This is a genomic window from Flavobacterium sp. LC2016-12 (genome assembly GCF_015351595.1).
GTDB lineage: Bacteria > Bacteroidota > Bacteroidia > Flavobacteriales > Flavobacteriaceae > Flavobacterium.
This window is the reverse complement of sequence record NZ_JADKPT010000012.1, coordinates 113,388-137,491: the sequence shown is the minus strand read 5'-3', so window position 1 is coordinate 137,491 and position 24,104 is coordinate 113,388. Positions and strand designations below refer to the sequence as shown.

Here is a 24,104-nt window from a genome sequence, read left to right as displayed (position 1 = left end):
AAGTAAAAATGAAAAAATATACATACAGTAAAATAACAGTCCTGATTTTTGGCTTTTTAAGCCTATTTGGCTGTACAGATATGCTGGATCAAGAACCATTAGGACTTGCTACTCCACAAAATTTTTGGGTTTCGCAAGCCAATGTTGAATCAGCACTAGCAGGAGATTATGCTTTACTTAAAGAAGCATTGACTAAAGATTCGAACTTCATGTTATGGGGAGAGTTTACCGGAATGACTTTTATGGATAGTCAATTCTGGATTGTAGATTATATCGAAGGAAGCGGTAATTATGTTTTAGCTTATCGTGATGATTCTCGTAACTGGAAAGGATTTTACAGAGCTGCAAACTGGGCACTTTCTATTGAAAAACACGTAAGCGAAATGCCGGACAGCGATTTCCAGTCGAAAGCCGAAAAAAACAGATTAATTGGAGAAGCGGCTTTTGTACGATCATTGTCTTATTTCTATCTGGCCCGTATTTGGGGAGATGCGCCTATTGTTGATGAAGTTATAGAAACTTCAGATCAATTAATTAAGGATGGTTATATCATTACAAAACCAAGAGAAAATGAACTTAAAGTGCTTGATTTTGCATTGGCAGCAGCCAATAAAGCAATTAGTTTATTGGACTACTCAACTCCAGGCGCTCCTAAATGGGCAATTACCGCCAATAAAGCAAGTGCTGAAGCCTTAAAAGCACATATTACGCTTTGGTACGCGAGTAGAGATCAAGGCAACCCAGCAATGTTGGCTCAGGCTCTGGCAGCTGCTAATTCTGTAATAGGAAACAGTAATGCTTCACTTATTGATTATGCAAATGAAGGCGTTGATGGCTTTAATGATATGTGTATTGGTCAATCTAAAACAGGGCTTTTTGAGATCAATATCAGTTCTGCCATGAATGAATCATATCGCGTTGACGGAGGAGATAATACTATGACAGGATTAACATTAACAGATCCATTTTTTCTAAATCCTAATTCAACTGCCCCAATTATTAGTGATGATTTTTATGGTAAGGATATGATGAATTCTGATTCTGACCGAGATAATGACAAGCGTAAAGAATTATTTTTTAGTGATTTTGATTCAAATGAACAATCTTCTTTAATGAAATATTCTCAGGCAACACGTGATGGTCAATCATCAGATCCTTATGCGAGATTTTCAGAATCCAATATCTTAATTTTTAGATTAGCAGACATCTATCTTCTAAGAGCCGAAGCCAATATGAAATTAGGAAATACTACAGCTGCTGTTTCTGATCTAAACACGATCAGATCCAAAGCAAATGTACCTAACTACACCGGTGCGACAGACAGTCAATCACTGACTAAAGCCATTTTTGACGAACGTGCTATTGAACTTGTAGGAGAAGGACAATCTGGATTTGACAGAATCAGAATGAATTACTACGCAGGAGTGAGTTGGATGAGTCCAAGCAGGCTCTCGCATCAGGGGTGTTTTTGGCCTGTTGATCCGACAATAATATCAATTAATCCTGCCATTGTTCAAACAGACTACTGGAAAGGAAAACTGTAATTTTTTAATTTTAAAGAACACAAAACATGAAATATATATCTATAATAATTGTACTGTTTACCTTGTATTCCTGTTCAAACGATGACTACCTTATAGATGGCGGCTTGGCAGATCAAAATGTTGGAAAGTCAACTTACGATTTTCTAAAATCACATAAACAATTAGACACATTAGCTTTATTGATTGAAAAAGCAGGAATGATTGATGTGGTTAATGCCAAGTCAACCACTCTTTTTGCTCCCAACAACTTATCTATAAAAAATTACATTTTTTATATGAAAAATGTAGAGGAGAATCAGGATTATGGAATCAATGACATACCCGTTGAAGACTTAAAAATGATGTTGGGCGGTTACATTTTTGATCAAAGTCTGGATCGAAGTAAACTTGTAAAAGAAGGAAAAATTTATACTGCACATAATGGTGAGGAAAGAATGCTTTCCCTTAGACCTGTCGATGAATATGGAGATCAGTTAGATGAATTTCCTGAGTATGTTTATTATACTTTTAAAGGGGAAGACGATTATTGGGGCGCTAATCCTGGTGAAGACGGCAACAATGACGACGTTAATACTGTTGTCAGAACTTCCAATTTAATTTCTACCAATGGAGTAATTCATGTACTTCAAGGGTCTCATCATTTTTCGAATTACACCGATTAAACCATCGTTTTTAAGGAAAAATGTCAGAACAAAAATGAAATGCCAAAATTAATTTTTTGAAGCTATTTCTAAGAAATTTAAAAAATAACATACATATGAAAAAGATAATTTATTTATTCGGGATTACCCTGCTTGTATTATCGTGTGAGCAGCCTGAAGTAGGATATATCAGTGATAATATACATTCACTACAAGACACAATAACCGTACCTCGTGGCGTCTTTTATTCTTCTACACCACCAGCTGTAGAAGGATCAACCTACCCTATGGAATGGTCGATCACTGGCATTACAGATAAAGATGGCAAACCAACAACTGAATTGCAGGATTTACATGAAATTCTAACCTGGACTGCCCCATTTGACCCTACTACGGACACTACGTTGGAGTTGGCCATGAAAAAATTAAAATTGAGTCCTCAGCCTTCTATTATAATGAATCCTGTAAGTGGTGAATTTGTCTTTACCCAGGCCTCTAAGAATGTTGTAAATAATGATTTCATTATTAATGTAAATGCAAAAAATGTTAGGGGTGAACGTCAATTAGACAAGTTTACGTGGGTAAAAATGGGACCTTTTGTACCTGTAGAATTCAAAACGGAGATGCGCTCAAGATTACAATTAGGTAAAGGAGGAGGAGTTTATGATACTGGTTATACCTACTCTGTTTTAAATGATAGTGATCCGAAAGTTGCAGGTGTTTTAGATGGAACCGATCCTTATATCACTATTGTAAAAATAAGTGATGAGCCTAAAATGGCTGTAAACGTAAAAATGATTATTGCAGATAGTCATGGAGCGGCTCTTGATCCGAATAAAGTAGTTTTTAACTATAGTGGATCACAACCTTTGCAAAATTATCATGACAATACAATAGGAACAGTACTTGATGCTGAAAGCACTACTTTTGGTTTGCCTGCTCCTCCATTTCCTCAATATGCAAGGAATTATAGTGGTAACGATGCTTACTTAATGTATTATTTAACAACAGCTGATGCTTTTACAGTAGATAAAGCAGCTTTTGAAGCGGATAATGGAGTTAAAGACTGGACTAATTATATCGATCCTGCTACTGGTCAAATTCGTAACAGAGCGTACATAAGATGGGGTGTAAAAATAAACGATTCTGGTACCTGGGAGATTAAAATGAAAATCCCTTACACCACTAAAAAATAACTTTAGTGATCTATAATTCATAAAGTTATTTAGGCTCATTTATTTGAGTTGCTATTAAAACAAATCCCTTTTTACTATGATAAGTAAAAAGGGATTTGTTTTTTAATATCCAGCTATTTGCTTTATTGTATCAGAAAAAAAGCACTGTCCCACCACAGGACAGTGCTTTTTACATAAACCACCAATTTATTGGAAACCAAAACCAATCAACAACAACTTACAAATTGTTGATCGTTTTTTCTTTAATACCCTTTTTCTGATTGTGCCGAACTCAAATTCGGGTTTTTATCTACTGCAGCCTGCGGATAGGGCAATTTCATAAATTTGGCCTGCCAACCACGTTCTTGTGCAATGTTACCTGTAATATCGTAAATAGTTTTAATTACCTGGTCAGCAATTCCCCAACGGCGAATGTCAAAATAACGCTGCCCTTCTCCTGCCAATTCAATACGTCTTTCATTTCGAATCAGTTCACGCATTTTTTCTTTCGTATTATACATCGTCTGATCTACTGCTGGCATTCCTGAACGATCTCTAATGTCATTAATTGCATTGTAAACAGAGCTATCCGGACCACTCACCTCATTTTTTGCTTCGGCATAAATAAGTAAAATTTCAGCATAACGCATAATAGGAAAATCCTGTGCACCATCCCATTCCGCAGAAAGGTATGCGGGATCTGTTAATTTTCTGAAATTATATCCTGTCATACTGCTGCTTGCACTCCAATCATAAATATAACCCGGTGAAGCATTTTCCCAAGGAGAAGTAGGAAACATTATGCTAGCGTATAAACGTGTGTCTCTATTATGAAATTCAGCAAAATAAGCAGCTGCAGGACTTCCTTCATTATAATTTGCAGCTCTAACTTCAGCTGATGGTGCTACAAAAGAATGCCCCGTTTTGTTCCAATATGAATTTACTAATTCAACCGTTGGTGTAATAGAACTCCAACCACCAATATCAACAGGTGCCAATAATGTGTTTAAACCATTACCCCACTCATAAGATGAATTATTGATCGCTTGAGAAGTTATGATAACTTCTGAATTGTTATCATTTACAGCCCAAAATAATTGTTCGTAGTTAGCAAATCCTTTATAAAATTTTTGTTCTTCAGTTGTTGATGCAAAATCAACAAAAGATGAAAAATCATCTTTAGTCTTGGATACATCTCCACCTCTAAACAACTGGTAAACACCTAATTCCCTAACCTTTTGAGCACTTGCTGCAGCATCTGAAAATTTATTATAATCTAATTCTACTCTGGCTTTCAATGCCCATGCTGCACCTTTTGTAAGTCTTCCTTTTTCATTTTTTATACCACCTGAATAAGTTAAAGGCAAATCGGCTTGGGCAGCTACCAATTCATTTATGATAAAAGTAACGATCTCTCCTTCTGGCGTTGGTGCTACAGCTGTTTCTTGAGGACTAACATAATCTGCTGTCAGCAATGGCACCGCACCATAAGAACGTATTAAATCAAAATAGGCCATCGCACGTAAAACCTTTGCTTCTGCAATAAAACGTTTCTTAAGATTTTCATCCATAGCGATTTTACCAACATTATCTAAGTAGCTGTTAAATCCTCGGATACTTTGGTATTTCCCAGAATAATTAGCTGCGTTTAATGAAGCAGGTGTTATATTTCCTTCACTAATGGTTGTAGCATCACTTTCCCAAGGATATTGGCAATAAGCATTATCAGCAGATCCGTCGTTATAAGCATTATTGTAGGCATATGCTAAATAGCCATAACAACCATTTAAAGCTAAACGGGCATCATTTTCTGAAGTCCAGAATGTGCTGCTTGAATTTGTATCTTGCGGCACTCTCTCCAATGGAGGTGCAGTACAGCTAAAAACGGTAGCTGCAGCAAACGATAGTACTATTTTATTAAATTTATTTTTCATTTGTATATACTATTTTATGTCTTGAAAAAGATAATCATGATCTTAAAACAAGCTGATTTAATCCGTTAAAAAGACAATTTGTTTAAATTAAAAAGAAAGATTTACACCAAAAGAATAGGTTTTCAATTGTGGATAAGAGGCTCGTTGCGAAGCTACTTCCGGATCAAAATCCTTCATTCGTTTATCCCCTCTTATTGTAAACAAGTTATTACCTGCCAGATAAAATCTTAAACCTTGCAGCTTTATTTTATCAAGTACTTGCTTTGGGAAATTATACCCCAGTGACATCGATTTAACACGCAGATAAGAAGTATCAAACAACCAGAAAGATGATTTTTGAAGATTTTGTGTATTATCCGGCGAAAGCAACATTCTTGGATACGCCGCATTTGGATTTGGATTTTCAGTTGTCCAACGGTCCAATGCATATTCTTTTACACCTGCACCGTTAAAAAATGCCTGAGATGCTTCATTTTCAAGATAAGCTTTTGTGCCCTGCACCCCTTGCAGCATAACGGCAAAGTCTACATTTTTATACTGTAGACTTGAGTTAAATCCATAAGTCAGTTTTGGAATTTCGCTACCCATAATGACACGATCATCTCCATTGATTTTTCCATCGCCGTTTTGATCTTTATATTTAATATCTCCCGGTTTTGTATTTGTTGATTGTGTAGCATGACCTGCAACATCATCAGCATTAGCAAAAAGTCCTTCAGCCTCCCACATATAAAAAGAACCCACCGGCGAACCTACTCTGTTAATATAATAACCATCTGGCGGAGTCTCTGTTACATCGCCCAAATCTGAAACTTTGTTCCAAATACGACTCATATTTGCTCCTACAGAATATTTTAATTCCCCTACTTTGTTATTATAAGATACAGCAATCTCAAGACCGTTATTGGTTACCTGACCTAAGTTGATTGGAGGAACAACACTTAATCCCGCTTCAGCCGGAATATAAGGATTAGGCAATAAAATACCATCCGTTAGTTTGTTATAAACATCAACCTGCAAATTGAATTTGTTGTTCCACAACGCAAGATCCAAACCTATGTTTGTCATATTTACTTTTTCCCATCCTAAAAGTGGGTTGTAAATTTGCCCTGGTATAACGCCATCCTGTTTTGTTCCGTCTAAAATAATTTGTGTCCCGGAAGTTAAGGTATTGTAATAATCATAATCTCCTACGTTACTCACACTTCCTAATTTACCCCACGAAGCGCGTAATTTTAGCTCTGATATCCATTCCGTCGATTTCATAAAATCTTCCTGCGAAATACGCCACGCTCCAGAGACAGAAGGAAATACCCCAAAACGATTTTCTACCGGAAACTTAGAAGATCCATCATATCGAAGACTCGATTCGAACAAATATTTATTATCATATGAATAGGTTACACGACCAAAAAAGGATTGAAAAGCATTTTGGCCTGGTTTTCCTTTAACTGTTGTGTTAATAGGATCTGCAGAACCGGCATCAATAGAACTAATATTATTAGTAACATATTCTTTTCTGGTTATATCGACATTTCTTCCGGAATTATCCTCATAAGAAAGTCCTCCTAAAACCTTGAAACTATGTTTTTCTAATTTTTTATCATAACTCACCGTTAAATCTGTTAAGAATTTTCCAAGGGTTGCCCATTTTTCATTATATGAATTTTGCACAACAGCTGATCCGGGTATTTCTACTTTTGTATCAAAATTAATAAGTGCCGGTAATCTGTTAACAAAGGCATTATTAAAATCATTACTTAAGTTATAAGAAACTGAACCCGTAATATCCAATCCTTTAATTGGAGTAAAAACGGCTCTTATAGCACCAGAGAATCGATCTTTAGTATATCCTGCTCTTCCTCCTTCTTTAAATACTCTATAAGGGAATTCCTGACTAACTCTTCCGCCAGTAAAAACACCCCAGCTACCATCAGATTGTGTTGGTACAGATATCGGAATAGCTCTGTCAATAGAGACAAAACTAACCTCTCCGTTTTCGTTCTCATAACGATCGTGGCTGTAAGAAATAGTAGTTCCTATTGTGAATTTATCACTTACTTTAGATTCTGTATTGGATCTGAAAGAATATCTGTTGATTTGTTTTCCCGGAAAAAGTGAGTTTTGCTCAAAAAAGGATCCGCTTATAAAATAACGTGTTGACCCTCCGCCTGAAACATTAATTTCATGCTCAAATATTGGTGCCGATTTTTTAAGAAATAAATCATACCAATCTGTATTACCATAATGATCGGGATCTGAATTATTTCTAATTTTATCAATTTCAGCCGGAGTATAAAATGCCGATTTACCTGCATTAAGTCTTGCTTCGTTATACAATTCAGCATATTGTAAAGCATTTACCCTGTTTGGCAATTGAACGGCCGACTGAACACCAAAATAGCTATTATAATTAAATTGGGCTTTACCCTCTTTTCCTTTTTTGGTCGTTACTACGATAACTCCATAAGCAGCGCGAGACCCATAAATTGCCGATGACGAAGCATCTTTTAAAACCGAAATACTTTCAACATCATTAGAATTTATTCTATTAAAAAATTCAGAAGTAGCAATTACGCCATCGATAATAAATAAAGGAGAAGAGGTTCCTAAATTTCCCTTTCCACGTAAATTAATTGTTCCGATATCTCCACCAACATCTCCCGGGCGCGCAATAACGGTAAGTCCTGGAACAGTTCCTTGTAAGGTATTTGTCAACGAGGATACGGGACGATTTAAAATCGTTTTTGTATCTACAACACTTACGGCTCCAGACAGATTAACTTTCTTCTGTTTGCCATAACCCACTACAACCACTTCTTCTAACTTTTGCCCGGTTTGTTTCAGGACTATAGTAATTGTATTTCCTGTAATCGAAACTTCTTGGTCCTGCATTCCAATATAGGTTACAATTAATTTGGTAACATTATCAGGTACGTTAATAGAAAAACTACCGTCCATATCTGTCTGAGTGCTATTTTTTGTGCCTTTTGCAGTAATATTTGCTCCCGGTACCGGCAATCCCTGTTCGTCTACTACTTTTCCTTTTATTACCTTTTGTACAAGAGAAAAATAATTTTTTGAAGCGCCTTCTTCTTTAGGTATTGCGGCTGCCGATGCGTGTAACACAATTGTACATAATACAATTGGAGTAAATTGAAAAAAGTTCGTAAACAAACTTTTTGGCCAAAAATTTCTTGGCTTGTTTTTGGTTAGTAATTTCATAGTTTTAATAGTTTTGATAATGGTTATTTAAGTCATGTTTTTTGTTTGTCCCCTTTTTTCATTCGAAAAAGTACTTTTTTACAGGTATGTAAGTCCTTAATCAGCAAATAATAATGGATGTAAATTTGAAATCTGCTTTTAAAAAAAAGGCTCTAAGCTGGGAACCAATGTATAATTTATGTCAGTGAGATTATTTTACTTTTTTAATAGATATAGAAACTATTTTAATCAAAATCACTGCTAACAAAGCATAGAATTATTGTTTCTGATTAAATATCATTTTACCAGAAATTAATTTAGAATTTTGATTTTCAGCAGAGTATAAAACAGAAAGCATCATTGAATCGGTCTGATTTATTTTTTCAACAAACAGACGCATTCAAGAATGCTTTAAAATAGTTTTAAAAATGCAACGCGAAATTTATAAGATCAAATTTCAGCTTTTATGACAGGAATTTATAAAGTAAAACTCCATTTAGTATAGTGGTTAATTACTTTTGTTTCTTTTCGTTTTTAACAAAAGCATTAATAAACCAAAAGAGGAAAATAGCAATCCGCAATAAAGATTAATTCTATTATTCTCTTCTAAAGAACCATCTGATAAAAAGGAATAACCCATTAAAAGAAAACCAATAATCAGAAAGAAAATCCCGATTACAATCCGTAAATCATACAATTTATTCATAGCTATTATTCTTAAAAAAAGATGATGTTAAATATAATGGTAACCAACAAAACGCCAACTCCCATCCAAAGCGGATTTTTATACCATATTTTGTTAGAATCTGTCTGTTTTGGAGTTAGACTATAAACCAATCCGACTAACTCTTCTTCCGGTTTTGGTTTGGTAACTAAACTAATTGCAATCGTCACAATAACGCACACTATAAAAGAAATCCATGCAATATTAAAAGCCTGACTGGTACCTGAAAAGTACTCATGTGTATTGGCGATCCAGCCTCCCTTTCCTTCTGCAACGGTAAGCCCGTGCGTGATTGTAGCTGTGGCAGTCCCACAAATTAATCCCCAAAAAGCACCATGTCCTGTTGTTCTTTTCCAAAACATTCCTAAAAAGAAGGTTGCAAAAAGCGGTGCATTTACAAAACTAAATACCAATTGCAGTAAATCCATTATATTATTGAAACCACGCGCTACATACGCCGTCATAATCGAAATTAATATTCCGGCAACGGTAGCAATTTTCCCTACATAATAATAATGTTTTTCCGAGCCATTTTTTTTGATATGCGATTGGTAAATATCAAAAGTCCATACCGTATTAAAAGCGGTTACATTTCCTGCCATTCCACTCATGAAAGAAGCAATAAGCGCTGTAATTCCAACTCCTAAAATACCATTCGGATATAATTTTTGCAATAAAATAGGCAGTACCATATTATAGTTAGCATCGCCATTGGCAGTTAGAGGAAGTTCAAATCCAGAAAATTTATTTTGAAGCGCCAGCATTATAATTCCCGGTAAAATAACAATCATCGGCATTAATATTTTAGGAATCGCCGCAATAATAGGCGTTTTTTGAGCATCACTCAAATTCTTGCTTATCATAGCTCTTTGTACTACTAAAAAGTCGGTACACCAATATCCAAAAGCCAATACAAATCCTAGCCCGAAGACCATACTAAAAGCATCAACTCCCATAGGATTATGTGAAGGATCATCTAATCCTTTCCAAACATGAAGTTTATAATCCTGTACGTTTGCAACGATTCCTTCCCATCCTCCAACTTTATATAAACCGAGAAAAACCAAAGGCGCAATTCCTAATACAATAAGAAAAAATTGAAGTACTTCGTTATAAACGGCACTGGTTAAACCTCCCATGAAAATATAGACAAATACCACTAAAGCGGCAACCCAGATGGACAAATCAAAATTCCATCCTAAAATTACTTCCATCAACATCGCTAAAGCATACAATGAAACTCCTGAAGAAAAAACGGTCATAGCTGCAAAACCAAAAGCATTGAATGTTCTTGTCTTTTCGTCAAAGCGAAGTTTTAAATATTCCGGTACACTCCTGGCTTTACTTCCGTAATAAAATGGCATCATGAATACGCCCAGAAATATCATGGCCAAAGCAGCTCCCAGCCAATAAAAATGAACCGTATACAATCCGTATTTTGCTCCATTGGCAGCCATTCCCAAAACTTCCTGCGCACCAAGATTGGCAGAAATAAAAGCAAGACTGGTAATCCATAACGGAATATTTCGATTACTCATTAAAAAATCATTCGCTGATTTTACTTGCCGTTTGAGCAAAAAACCAATCCCGATGACAAAAACAAAATAAATAGCAATAATGAGATAATCAATCAATTCCAATTTCATAATAAAAAATAGTTTATCTGATAATAGTATTAGGTCGTTAACTATTATCTAAGGTTTTGTGGTTAGTAAATTCTTTAATTTAAATGGCTGATGAGCTTAGCTAAGTGAGCACTCATCTTATCATATTCGTGGTTTTCTAACATTTCTTTTGGGAAAAGTTTTGCCCCTAAACCGACAGAAGAAACGCCGGCTTGATGCCATTTTTCAATATCGTCCTTATTAGGTTCGACACCTCCCGTGGCCATAAAAAACATTTTAGGAAAGACGGATTTTACCGCTTCTATATAGGAATATCCTCCTAATGGTTTTGCCGGGAATATTTTTACCAATGATAATCCCCAGTTTTCTGCGAGAGCAATTTCTGAAGGCGTGGCACAGCCCGGAATCCACAATATTTTTTTCTCCTGACATATTAGGTGAATTTCTTCTAAAACGACCGGCGAGATTAAAAAATCGGCACCAGCCTCAATAAATAATTTTGCCTGAGGACCATTTTTAATCGTGCCAACTCCAATCTTTAGTTGAGGTAAGGCTACATCTCTATAGGCCTTCAATTCCTTAAAAACAGCATAGGAGTTTTTGTTTCGATCAGTAAATTCAAATACATTTATACCATTTTCATAGCAAATACGCATAATGTTTTTACAAACCTCAGCATCCGTATTGGTAAATAAGGGAATGAATTTTTCTTTCAGAATATCTTCCTGCATTTTTAAAAGATTCGAAATGATCATATGTTTTCTGTTTTTAATTAGCGAATTATTCTTCCGCTTCCTTTTTGTTGAATGATCGTCTCAATTTCTTCCTTTGAAGCAATATTCATATCACCCGTTATATAATGTTTCATTACCCCACAGGCGGTGGCAAATTCTATAACTTGCTGTAATGGCTGTTGTTCCTGTAAACCATAAATCAAACCCGCCATAAAAGCATCACCGGCACCAATACGTTCCGCAATATTGTCTATTTTATAAGTTGTCGAAGAAACTACAGCACCGTTATTCCACAAATAACCAACATACTCATTTGAAGCATTGTTTTGATAGCGCATGGTCATCGCAATATACTTTACATTCGGCAATTTTTCCTTTAATAAAGAACAGGTACTTTCAACCAAGTTGTTCTCGTCCGGATGGATGTTAAAATACAATTTTGAGGCATCAACATCAGCCAGAATTACATCGCAATATTCCAGTAGTTTGGGCATTATTTCGCTACTCTGTTTTCCATATTGCCATAACGTTGATCGAAAATTAAAATCGGCCGAAATCATTATTCCTTTTTCCTTTGCAACCTTCAAAGCGTTCAGACAAATTTTGGAAAGATTTTCAGTTAAGGCCGGCGTAATGCCACTCCAATGAAACCATTCGGCATTATTAAAAATTTCATCCCAATTTATATCATGATCTTCCAGCATGCTAAAGCTCGAATATTCGCGGTCGTAAGTTACTTTGCCGGGTCTGGTTCCCACGCCGCTTTCGTAATAGTAAAGACCTTGGCGTCCTTTTTTTTCTATAACGGTAGTCGGAACTCCATAACGATGAAGCTGCGCGATACCCGCCTGACCGACAGTATTATTTGGTAAGGAAGTAACATATCGCGTACTTTTTTTAAATGTAGCCAACGAAACTGCGATATTAGCTTCAGAACCAGCCCAGTGCATTTCAAGATTTTCTGCCTGCGTTATTTTTTTGTTTCCTGGCGGAGTTAAACGTAACAAGTACTCTCCAAATAAAACTATTTCTTTCATTGTTACCCTTTTATATTTTATTTTGGATTTTAAATGGATTCATCTGTGTTCCTTTGATTCCAACATCAACTAAAAATAATGTACCACTTTCCGGAAACTGTTTTAGCTGCTCATCACTTAATCCTGCACTTGCCGTAGTAATTAATAATTGTGTCATAGTAGTTCCTCCAAATGCACAAGAGCTAACATGGGGAGCATTGACTTCCACTCTTCCAATTAATTCACCCGTAAGCGGATTGTATTTGTTTACCGTTCCTTCTCCCCACATGGCTACCCATAACATTCCTTTTTCGTCGATTGTCATGCCATCTGGTGTAAAACCGGATTCTTTCATTTCAACAATAATCCTTTCATTAGAAATAGCACCCGATTCTAAATCAAAATCATATACTTTAATATTGTAATCAAATGAATCGACATAGTACATTTTAGTATTATCGGCACTCCAGCAAATACCATTGGATACTTTGCGATTTGGAATCTTTTTTTTGATTTGTTCTCCATCAAAACAATATAAGGTTCCGACGGCTCCCTTTGCCTCTTTGTTCATTGTCCCAATCCACAGTCTGCCGGCAGCATCACATTTTCCATCATTAGATCGATTGGTTGGTATTTCTGCTTCTAATTTTATTAGCTCTTGTAATTCTTCTGAATCAAAATCAAATATTGAAATTGAATTTTCAAGACCTATTAGAAGTTGGCCATCTTCTGTTGGAACCACCGTTCCTACTTTCTCCTGAAGTTGTCGTTGTTTCGTCATCCCGGAAACAGGATCTACTAAACCAACCTTTTGTCCTTCGATATCTACATAAAAAAATAACTTACGTGACGAACTCCAGATTGCTCCTTCTCCAAGAACTAATTTTGTATTATTTAATGAGGTTGCTTTCCAAATTTCCATTTATTGATCTTGCATTAATGCGGTTCTTCCTCCATCGATTAAATAAGTAACGCCGCTGGCAAATGAGGCATATTCACTAGACAGAAATACACACCAGGCACCAATTTCTTCAGGAGAACCTATTTTTTTTACCGGATGTAAATCAATTGTTCTTTGTCGTTCTGTTTCAGGATCCGGAAAGGAATCAAACCATTTTTGATTTCCGGGAGTATCAATAAATCCTGGTGCAATACCTACAGTTCTTATTGTTGGTCCCCATTCAATAGCCAAACTGCGAACTAATCCTGTCAGAGCAGTTTTAGTCACATTATAAGGGAAACAACCCGGAATACTTGAATACGCGTGATTTGACGTCATGATAATGATAACACCATTATTTTTTTCTAAATAAGGCTTGCATAATTTTGTTAATCGCCAATGCGATGCCAGATTTAATTCCATGTTTTGCTGCCAATGTGCTTCATCACAATTCGCTGCTCCTTCAAAAACATTTTGTCCGGCATTGGAAACAAGCACATCAATTCTTCCAAATGTTTCTATTGTGTTTTGAATGAATTTCTGCAAATCTTCTTCCTTGGTTAGATCACATTGTGTGTACAGTGTTTTCTCTGGGGTTTCAGAAATAACTTTTGTAAAATCACCACCATCTGCCGATGTTGCGCAACCGGAAATATTTGCTCCGGCTTTGGCAAACATTTTTGCAATACTGGCTCCGATACCAGTAGTAACGCCAGTAATCACAACTGTTTTTCCTGTAAGATCTATCTGAAACATATTTCTTTTATTTTCTAATTATTTTTGACTTTTCATCATTTCTCTCAATTGTTTTTCCTTCTCTGCATTCCAATAGGAACAATCAAGTTGTAAAAAAACAGAGGTGTATGGAATTGTTTCATTGGTTTTTAATACCACTATTTTAAACAATTTTGATGCTTCGTCTAATTTAGTAAAAACGGAATCATGAAGAATACTTTGGGGTTGTAATTCTAAATTCATTTTTCCCATTTTCATCAATTTCTCTGATTCTATGCGGAATGCTGTTACACCTTTTGCCTGCGATTCAGTAATAAATTGTAATTCCTTATCACGATAAACAATCGGTTTTACATGTCCGGATGAATTTACCTGTTGCAAAACATATTTCAAAACAGGCAAAAGATTTTCGTCTGTTTTAATTACTTCTATACCCTCGGCATTCTGTTCCGGAAAAGCTTTATCTGCAATAACAATCCAATTACGATGTCCCAATAATGGAAGTTTTTGATCAAATTTGGGTTTCCAATTATTATCCGCTTCAATTATTTGCTTTGCATCATTTGTTTTAGATTGATTGCAAGACAGCAGCATTACCAAAGCCATCCATAAAAATATATTTCTTTTTAGCATTTATAATCGTTTTAGATCGTAATTATTAATGTTTCATTTGTTTGAATATGCAATGGCTTTGTAAGTTCTACTACGATATCATTTCCGTTTAGTTCGTATTTCAGTTTTACTTTTTGTCCGCCCACAGCTGCTGTCACTTTTTCTATTGACAATTCACTTATTCTTTGCAGGTTTATTTTTTGTAAACGGAGTGAACCATATTTTACTTCAAAACGATGAATTTGTTTCCCTTTTTGTTTTTTTTGAGAATAAGAACCCCAGCCTTTTGCTGTAACAAACGGTGCTTCAAAATTTTCTTTATTCCATTTAGGAGCAAATCGAATGAAGTTTTTTGGCCCATGATATTCAAAGCCACAAGCTGTAATAAATGTGCCGTAGCTCGCCATCGCTCTTCCGTAGTGATCGCTGCATTCGATTTCATTAAAAGGATTTCGCTTGTAGGCATGATAACGGTCGTGAACTGCTCTGGTGAGTATCAGCGCTTCATCTGTCATTTCTTCGGCCATAAGATGACTGGCAACCTGATGTTCAAATCCTGTCATGCATTCATGGAAATACCCCATTTGCCAGGTAACCGATTCCCCATAAGGATTGGCTTCCTTTTTAGGATTGGTATTCATGACCATACCACTTTCACCCGGTAAAGCATAAGGACGCCAGCCCGTGTGTTCTTTTAAATAAGGTCCCACATCCGGCATGAAATTATATTTCCACAAAGCCTTCAATGCACTGGCAGTTTTTTCTTTATCATTAATTCGGCCTAAGCCAACTTGCCACGCCCAACTTTGTCCTAAAACCTGATCGATATGACAAGTGTTGTAAGATCCTACTCCTTCTCTTCCTTTGATGGCATCAGGTTTATGGATATAGTATTCTCCATTAAATAAAACCTCATCCATGTTCTTAGAACCTTTTTCAACATATATTTTACATTGCTCAGCAAACGAAATATCGTTCATCTCTAAAGCCATCACACCGCCAGCTTTTACTGCTGCAATAGATAAACCGGCAATCCAGGCAATTTCTCCATCCCAGACCGCATCCAATGTATTTTCCATTGGAGTATCTGTAAGTCCATTGCCATTTTTATCCTGGTTGATTAAAAATTGAGTTGCTTTCTTTATGTTTGGCCAGTTTGTTCTTAAAAAAGTATCATCGGCACTCATTTGATGTTCTCGCAAACATCCTAAAACCCTGCCTGCCTGCCCATCAATGGCGGGACGTTTATCATATTCTGCCCTAAACCAGATTCCACCATCTTCCTGTAAAGCAATACCAAGATCAACTCGCTGACGATTGTCTCTTTCGATACCCGGAAATATTCTGCCTGTTGCCTGTGCGTAATGCCAAACATGCGTACAATTTCCTTCGCAGGCGCCGACACCTTCCCAAGCCCATGAACGACCTGTTTTAAAACGATGCGAAGTAGTCGTCGCCAATGCTGAAATATTAGAAAAAGTTCGCTCCATAAACCACCACGGCAACGTTGACTTATACCACGTATTCTTCCATAATTTTGTTTGTGACGATAAAAATGAAGAGCGATCGGCGACATAATCGGCGACAGCCAAAGCATCAGGGAATTTATTTAAATAATAATGTCCTGTTCTTGCATCTGGCACATCAATACGTTTTCCAACATTTGAAAAATGCCAACTGATAGCGAATTCTTTTTTTACCGTTTTTCCCGGTGCTAATTTTTCAGTTACAGCGATTCCTGCAATTATTTTTTCAGCTGCATTTACTGTGCTTTTAGCTTCTCTTCCCTCTTTTGAATTAAATGATGCTGCAGAAAAAGGAAGATTAAATGAAGAAATACCAATGGCATTTTTCCCTATAAATGACAGGCATAATGACCCTGAATCTCCTGCTTCCGCAAATTTTGTTTTATCATTTGGATTAAAAGTTGAAAAAACGGAGACATGATTCGGTTTAGTAATCACCGTATTTTCTCTTTTTCCATCGTTGCTTGCTGTTGCTGAGAATATATTAGCTGCATTTTCTAGCCAGCCAATTATTTCAAATTCAACAACTTCTTTTCCGGTGTTTTTAATTTCAAAAGACTGAATCGTAACGGGAATATTCGAATTGTCTTCGTCTAAGGGAATGAAAGGCGAAAATGCGGTTAGTTTTATTTCTAAAGGAAAATCGGAATCTATATAATGAATGACAGCTACGGGATAAGTTGCTTCAAACTTAATTTCGGCCCAATCTTCCTGATGAAAACGTTTTGTTATAGTGTTTCCTTTGTAATTGATTTTTATTGCAAATCCCTGTTCCAGAGGATGAATTTCAGTTGCCGGAAATACATAAGCGGCACCGTCACGCGGACGCAATTTAATTTGCTCTCCATTGCCTTTATTCCATTCTACAAGTTTTGGTTCAATACCTTCCTGATTTTTATTGAAGATATCCCAAAGCCACAAACGGCCATCACCTCCCAAATAAACGGTACCGCAGTTGATTCCTCCAACAGGCATACCAATATATTTTAATTCATTTTTACTTTTGAAATAAGTGGTAACCGTTCCTCTTTGGTACAATGATTTTATCCAATCCGGATCTGTTTTTTTATTGAGTAAAATATTTCCATCACCAAATTTATCAGTTCCAAAAGAACCTGCTAAAACATCCATTTGCATGGCAAGCAAACCGGCAGTAAAAATACTCGCCTGCTTTAAAAAATCACGTCTCTTTATTGATTCAATTGACATAGCTGCTTATAAATTGGTTGAAAATTAAACTCAAGAAAAATTAAACATAAAATCCTGGTCTCGGAACTACAATTCCCGGATGTTTTTCCATTTCTTCTTCCACTAAATCCACACCAAGACCTGGTCTGTCACTTAAATGCAAATGACCATTCTGAATCATATCTTTTATTGGATGTGTAATTACAGTATCTCTCCACGGCACGTCATTGAACATAAATTCCTGGCGGAAAAAGTTAGGAACAGAAGCACACACATGAGCCGATGCCAATGTAGACAATGGTCCATTAGGATTATGTGGTGCTAATAAAACGTTATAAGCTTCCATCATAGTGGCCATTCTTTTCATCTCAGATGGACCTCCGCAACGCGTAATATCCGGCATCATAATATCGCAAATATTCTTCTCCAATACAGGACGGATTCCGTGTCGGGTATAATGTCTTTCACCCACACAAATAGAAACATTCGAAGGAATACGTTCTCTCATGGCTCGCAGTGTATCAGCACTTTCTGGACCTGCAGGTTCTTCATACCAGGTAATATCAAGCGTAGCTAAACGTTGCGCCATTTTCACAGCAACTCTGTAATTCAGCATCGCATGCGTTTCGATCATAATATCAAAATTGGGTCCTACTACATCACGAACCGCTTTACTAACATTAAAAGCTAAATCTTGTTGTTCTGCAGTTAGTGTAAGATTTGAAGATAAATCTTCACCATACAAATAATTCGTATGGGCAAACGGATCAAATTTTAATCCTGTAAATCCTGCTTCTTTGACTTTTATAGCCTGCTTTGCATAATCCTCAGCATTGTGTCCGCCACCTGTAAACCAGTAATTGGCATATAATAAAATATCTTTTCTAAAAGCACCACCCAGCAATTCATAACAAGGCGTACCTAAAACTTTTCCTTTTAAATCAAGCAAGGCCATATCAATTCCGCTAATAGCGCATAAACTTGCTCCGTTTGGCCCTACCCAGTTTAAATCGCGGTACAACTTTGTCCAGATAAAATCGGTTTTCATAGGGTCAAGACCAATAATTCTTTCCCCAATATGCTTTGCTGCATGATAAACAATTGGACTTCCTGGCCAGTTCGTAGCTTCTCCAACACCGGTATGTCCAGTATCTGTATATATTTTTAATAGTGTCCAGTTGTATTTAACACCTTCAACCATCCATACTTTTACATCTGTAATTTTCATCTCTTTCTATTTCTTCTATTAATATCTTGTGTCTTTATTTTTTAAAATAATCGAACCTCCTTTATCAAATTGCAGTTCTATAAATTCCTCTGAAATTTCTTTAGTATTTACCTTCTCGCCTGATTCAATCTTCCAATTTTTAAACGGTAATTTTAATTTGGTTTTTCCGCCCTGCTCCGCTACAATTTTGATTTCGGTAATAATGCCCTCTTTCTTTGAAGCGCTAACTAAAAATGCTCCCTCCGCTCTTAACGTATTAAAAGAAATATCTTTCCACGAAACCGGAACAGCAGGCATGATTTCTATAAAACCGGCATAACTTTGCAATAACATTTCTTGTAAACCAGCGGCAAAAGCAAAGTTGCCTTCAAGTGTAAAAGGTTTGTATTGAAATTTTGAATAACCCGATTTCGTCTGATCTCCATTGACATGAAAACTATTTTTAAGGCAAAATGCTTTAGCAAAAATTTCCAGATCGTGGGCAGCGCCTTCTCCATCTTTTTCCCTTGCTTTTAGATTTGCCATCCAGGAATAAGAGTAACCGCACCAGTAATCTGGTCCAATTTTATCTACCAGATTGAGCGTATTTTTAATGGTCGATTGTGCTTTTTCTCCATCTTCCCATTTAATCAGACCCAGCGGATGTATGGCCATCAAATGTGAAAAATGTCTGTGAGATTCCGTATAAGGCATTGTTGGCGTAACCATCATTTCGTTATTTGCGGTACGCGCATAATCTGGAAATTGATCTCCTATTTTTTTCCAATGAAGCGCTTCCTCTTTTAATCCAAGTTCTGTTGCCAATTCTGCAGCAGCTTTGAAAGTAAAAGTCATTAAGGCCAGATCGTAATTGGTATTCTGATGGAACCAGGCACTAATATCATTGTCATTCATTTCCGGACTAGAACTAATGGGTAATTTCCGAAAACCTTTCTCGTCTATTACTGTAGTCTGTTCTAAATGTTTAGCCACATCTTTAATCCATGGATATGCTTTTTGTTCCAAAAATTTGCGATCCATACTATAGCGCCATTGCAAATAATAATGATGTCCGAGCCAGGCAGAAACTGTTGGAGAAAAAGAATATTGTATCCATCCTCCCATTTCAGTCCCATCAAGTGTTGTAACACCGGGAACTGCTAAACCATCATTTCCAAAATACATTTTGGTATATCGTTTATAATTGGCTTTATTTTTCTCGAGATCATCGATATATCCCATACCTTCTTCCAAATGATTTCCACTGTACGAAGGCCAATAGCTTAATTGCGTATTCAGATCATGATGATAATCTCCTTTCCATGGCGGGAGTCGTCCATTATCTGCGGTCCAAACGGCTTGCAGGGAAATTGTCGGAGCTCCTCTTCGGGCTGCTGATCCAAACTTATACTGTTCCAAATACCATTGTTTTTCTAATAAAGGATCAGGAACCTGAATACTGGATTTGCTCCAGAATTTCTCCCACCAGGCAATATGACTTTTCAGATCGGTACTATAACCGCTTTCTAAGTTTTTTTTTACAACACTCTCCGCAACAGGATTTATTTTAGTGTTCGGATATTGAGAAGTAATGCTCCAAACACCTTCAACAGTTGAATTGTTTATTTTCTTCCAGGTTACACTTATTTGATACTTAAATCCTCCCCATCCTTCCTGCTCATACGAAATTGTATTAGCCGTCTGTGTCACTTTGCCTTGCTTATATCCTAAGCGTGCCAAGTCATCACCTCCGACAGGATCTCCTGATACTTTAACTTCGCCCTGATATTTTGGTGCAATTAAATGCGGTATAAAATCACCTTTTAAATTCTCAAAACGAAACCATCCGACTGGTTTAACAGCATGAACAAATGTTTTTAAAACAATTCCATTTTGCCATTTCACTTCACACATCGCCTCCTTTGGAGATAGACGTACGGATGAAACTGCTCCCCAATTTTGAATTTCAAATTCCAATGCGCCACCCGGTATTTTACTCGGAGCGGGTTCAGTATCATACGGCTCGTCAAAATATTTTTGCACAATGCCATAATCCTTCTTTTCAACTTGTCCTTCTACCCATTTGTAACTAAACTCCTTGCGGTGCAAACCTTTCATTGGTCGCATATCCCATAAATCAGCCCGATCTAGTGACAAATGCAGATTATTTCCTTTTTGCCACACTAAAGCACCGACCATTCCATTCCCAAGCGGAATCCCTTCATCCCATGATGTTGAGAGTTTATCAAAATTAAGTTCGTGTTTAGAAACTGCTTCGTTTTTATCCCTTAATTGCTGTGCATTTAAAGTAAGAGAAGCAAAAATTAAAACCAGGTGAAGTACTTTCATTTTAATTAATCGTAAGCGTTAATTTTCCTTTTAGCGTTTTATTTTTAGTTTTTATTCTGCCATTGCTATGCGGACTTCCGTAAAAAGGTTCAGATCCTGAATTGCTGTAGTCAGAAATTAACCATTGTATTTGTTCATCTTGCAACCAGCTTCTTGAGGCTTGCGTTCCATCTGAAAGTACTTTTATAGCATTTCCTGTTTTATCCTGGAGCTGTGCCGATTCAATATGTCTTTTTGTTGACCGAAAATCATTGCTTCCTAAATCGTTAGCATCATCCTTCCAGTCTCCGGTTGGTGCAACGCCCGGCTCTTCAACCCCGTTTACATGTTTTGCATTTAACATTGTCGTTCCTTCAATTCTTGCAATATCATTTTCAGGATAGATTGTAAATTCGCCTTTGCGTTTCCAGCTTAACTGGTCAAATTGTTTTGGCAACTGCATTAACAGACCGTATTGATATGGGCTTTGATCCGTTTCACCATATTCCACCTCATAGGTTGTTTCTAATTTTCCGTCAGCAGTAAACAAATACGATTGTTTTCCTTTGACATCAATATAGGCTGTTTTCATGTCGACCATAATTCCTTTTTCGGTTTGTTTGGGTGTAAGGTCTGTCGCAAACAAAGTGTAAAGTGGATAATTTTTTACTGGGTAGATATTATTCTGATACGTTTCACCGGCCACATTTGGTTTTCCACCGTCTTCATCATTCATTGGAACAAAACAAAAAACCGGTCCTTGTATTGCTATCGTCTGATTGTTCTTTGTAATATTGGTGATGATTCCCGTTACTTTATTAATCAAATAACTGACCTCTCCTTGTTTAACTGTTATGGCCGACTCACTTTCAGAAAATGAAAGCGCTACTTTTGGCTCTTCTAATTTAGTTAAAATCTTGTGTTCATATTGTTCTTCCTCGACAATTGTCCCATTTGAATTAGTAAACGAAATATAAAATCCCGTTGTTCTTTTGTCCAGAGGAACTCTAATAATGCCTTCCCCTCTTGCCGGAATAACAGAAGAAATCAATTTAGAACTACCATTTGCTTTTACTTCAATTTTAATTTCTTTAAATGAGGTGAAATCAAATCGATTTTCCACACTTAATTCTACAAAGCCTTTTGCCAGTGTTCCCCAATTTACATTCGTAATTCTTATTGGAGAATAAGCCTTTTTCATACCGTAATATTCTGGTTTTGGTCTTCGCCACGCATCCAGAGGTCCCCATGGTCCGTAACCTACAATTCTTCCGTCAGGCATATGAAAAATATCATCAATACCACTCCATATTGCGCCGCCTAAATTTCCTTTATGTTTGTAAATCGAATCATAAAACTGTACAAGCGGTTCATTGTAAGCACTTCTAACACCCGGATCACTTAATAATTCTCTACGGTTGTAAGTCGATAAATGAGCATATTCTCCAAACAATGTTGGTCTTGACATGGTGTCTGTTGCTTTTGGTCCATTAATTCCGGGATAATGATAATTGGCTACATCGGCTTTGCTGCCTGCATTGTTGAAACCTCCCCAACACTGATCATGAAAACTTGTGGGTCTTGAAGGATCCATTTCTTTGACAATCTTATTTACTTTTTCCCAAAGCGGACTCCATTTCGATTCATTTCCTAATGACCAAATAATGATGGAAGGATGATTACGTCCCGCTAATACATTATCCATATTGGCTCTTACCATAAAAGGAAGGAATTTTTCATCTCTATAATTCCACAATTTCCAAATTGGTGATGCTCCATGCTGAATCCATGTCAATGATGCTTCACTTTCCACAAACAATCCTAATTCGTCTGCTGCATTCAAAAACTCTTCAGAAGGAGGATAATGTGATGTACGGATATAATTGCAATTCGCGACCTTAAATAATTCGGCATCTTTTCTATCCAATGTTGGCAAAATGCTCCGCCCCGTTAAAGGATGCACAGAATGACGGTTTACACCATGCAATTTGATTGCTTTCCCGTTAACAAAAAACTGATTTCCTTTAATAACGATTTGACGAAATCCTACTTTTTGCTCGTTTGTTTGTTTCTTAGTGTTATTTACAAATAATTCTGTTTGCAGTTTATACAAATAAGGATGCTCCGGATCCCAATGTTTTGGAGATTTTATTTCTAAAACTGTTTCAATATCAGCCGTAGTATTTGCAGTGATTTTTTTTACTGCTGAGGTCTTTTTTGCAACCACTTTTCCAGCCGCATCAAAAAGAGTAAATTGAAAATACGCCTCTTCAGAAGCTGATAAAGTACTTGCCACAGCATTCGTGATCGTCAGGGAAGCATTATTATAAGAAGCATCAAAAACAGTATTGTTATTTGCTGAAGCGATATAAATTGGGGCAACCGCAAATAAAGTTACTTTCCTCAAAAGTCCGCCAACTGTATGGCAGGCATATTGAGAAGTACACGCCAATCGATCACTAACGGTTAAAGCCTGAACCTCAACTTCCAGAACATCTTCTTTATAATTTAACTGATTTGTGATATCGACTTCAAAAGGAACAAAACTTCCCTCATGTTCTCCGACCGTTTTTCCGTTTATTTTAACCAAAGCATGAGAACTTACAGCATCAAACCTGATTTTAATTTGGTTTCCTTTCCAATTGGCCGGAATAGCCAACTTTTTAGTATACAAAGCTGTTTGACCTTCTTTTACACTGTATCCCTGCATTTCCCATTCTCCTGGTACCTGAATCTTTTTTGCTTTTTGAGCTTGTTCTTTTATATCAAAATCCCAACTCCCATTTAAAGATACTACAGGCGAAGAAACGCCGGCAATAGCAGCAGGAAATGGTGTAAGGACAGGAACTTCAAAATTTTGAATGCTTTTTGTTTGCGCAGCTGCGGGACAGATAAAAGCAACCCAGCATAAAAAGGTTATTATTGTTGTTTTTTTCATTTTGGTGAATTGATGTTTTATAAAGACTTAAAT

General features: G+C 36.6%; 15 protein-coding genes. 3 read left to right on the top strand and 12 right to left on the bottom strand.

Annotated features, from left to right (window positions below):
* Positions 1-8: 8 nt before the first annotated feature.
* The 3 genes from IRZ99_RS17415 to IRZ99_RS17405 all read left to right on the top strand — a co-directional run bounded on the left by IRZ99_RS17415 (position 9) and on the right by IRZ99_RS17405 (position 3,381).
* Complete coding sequence (locus IRZ99_RS17415) at positions 9-1,544, top strand: RagB/SusD family nutrient uptake outer membrane protein (protein WP_194658467.1); 1,536 nt, start codon at positions 9-11, stop codon at positions 1,542-1,544.
* 26 nt (positions 1,545-1,570) lie between these two features.
* Positions 1,571-2,206 (top strand): fasciclin domain-containing protein, encoded by a 636-nt coding sequence (locus tag IRZ99_RS17410; protein ID WP_194658466.1) that lies wholly within the window; start codon positions 1,571-1,573, stop codon positions 2,204-2,206.
* A 95-nt stretch (positions 2,207-2,301) separates the two neighbouring features.
* Positions 2,302-3,381: a DUF5007 domain-containing protein gene (locus tag IRZ99_RS17405; RefSeq protein ID WP_194658465.1), complete on the top strand. Its 1,080-nt coding sequence runs from the start codon at positions 2,302-2,304 to the stop codon at positions 3,379-3,381.
* Between the two features lie 242 nt (positions 3,382-3,623).
* Here IRZ99_RS17405 and IRZ99_RS17400 read toward each other — a convergent pair whose 3' ends face one another.
* From IRZ99_RS17400 to IRZ99_RS17345, 12 genes are all read right to left on the bottom strand, one after another.
* On the bottom strand, positions 3,624-5,294 hold the full coding sequence (locus IRZ99_RS17400; RefSeq protein ID WP_194658464.1) for a RagB/SusD family nutrient uptake outer membrane protein: 1,671 nt from the start codon (positions 5,292-5,294) through the stop codon (positions 3,624-3,626).
* 87 nt (positions 5,295-5,381) lie between these two features.
* Positions 5,382-8,519 carry a TonB-dependent receptor gene (locus IRZ99_RS17395; RefSeq protein ID WP_194658463.1) on the bottom strand — a complete coding sequence of 1,046 codons (3,138 nt, stop codon included), beginning with the start codon at positions 8,517-8,519 and terminating at the stop codon, positions 5,382-5,384.
* Positions 8,520-9,215: 696 nt separating this feature from the next.
* A complete protein-coding gene (locus IRZ99_RS17390; RefSeq protein ID WP_194658462.1) occupies positions 9,216-10,868 on the bottom strand; it encodes a sodium:solute symporter family protein in 1,653 nt (550 codons plus the stop codon).
* Between the two features lie 74 nt (positions 10,869-10,942).
* Positions 10,943-11,602, bottom strand: a complete 660-nt coding sequence (locus IRZ99_RS17385) for a bifunctional 4-hydroxy-2-oxoglutarate aldolase/2-dehydro-3-deoxy-phosphogluconate aldolase (RefSeq protein WP_194658461.1) — start codon at positions 11,600-11,602, stop codon at positions 10,943-10,945.
* A gap of 17 nt (positions 11,603-11,619) precedes the next feature.
* The gene (locus tag IRZ99_RS17380) at positions 11,620-12,618 is read right to left on the bottom strand and encodes a sugar kinase (RefSeq protein WP_194658460.1); all 999 of its coding nucleotides are present in this window, start codon (positions 12,616-12,618) and stop codon (positions 11,620-11,622) included.
* Between the two features lie 10 nt (positions 12,619-12,628).
* Complete coding sequence (locus IRZ99_RS17375) at positions 12,629-13,519, bottom strand: SMP-30/gluconolactonase/LRE family protein (protein WP_194658459.1); 891 nt, start codon at positions 13,517-13,519, stop codon at positions 12,629-12,631.
* Entirely contained in the window at positions 13,520-14,293 is a 774-nt protein-coding gene (locus tag IRZ99_RS17370; RefSeq protein WP_194658458.1) for an SDR family NAD(P)-dependent oxidoreductase, read from the bottom strand.
* 18 nt (positions 14,294-14,311) lie between these two features.
* The gene (locus IRZ99_RS17365) at positions 14,312-14,905 is read right to left on the bottom strand and encodes a hypothetical protein (RefSeq protein ID WP_194658457.1); all 594 of its coding nucleotides are present in this window, start codon (positions 14,903-14,905) and stop codon (positions 14,312-14,314) included.
* A gap of 11 nt (positions 14,906-14,916) precedes the next feature.
* Positions 14,917-17,619, bottom strand: coding sequence for a GH116 family glycosyl-hydrolase (locus tag IRZ99_RS17360; protein ID WP_194658456.1), 2,703 nt, complete (start codon positions 17,617-17,619; stop codon positions 14,917-14,919).
* A 40-nt stretch (positions 17,620-17,659) separates the two neighbouring features.
* Entirely contained in the window at positions 17,660-18,826 is a 1,167-nt protein-coding gene (locus tag IRZ99_RS17355; RefSeq protein WP_194658455.1) for a mandelate racemase/muconate lactonizing enzyme family protein, read from the bottom strand.
* Positions 18,827-18,844: 18 nt separating this feature from the next.
* Complete coding sequence (locus IRZ99_RS17350; protein ID WP_194658454.1) at positions 18,845-21,154, bottom strand: glycoside hydrolase family 95-like protein; 2,310 nt, start codon at positions 21,152-21,154, stop codon at positions 18,845-18,847.
* 1 nt (position 21,155) lies between these two features.
* Positions 21,156-24,071: a glycoside hydrolase family 2 TIM barrel-domain containing protein gene (locus tag IRZ99_RS17345; RefSeq protein ID WP_194658453.1), complete on the bottom strand. Its 2,916-nt coding sequence runs from the start codon at positions 24,069-24,071 to the stop codon at positions 21,156-21,158.
* Positions 24,072-24,104 lie beyond the last annotated feature (33 nt).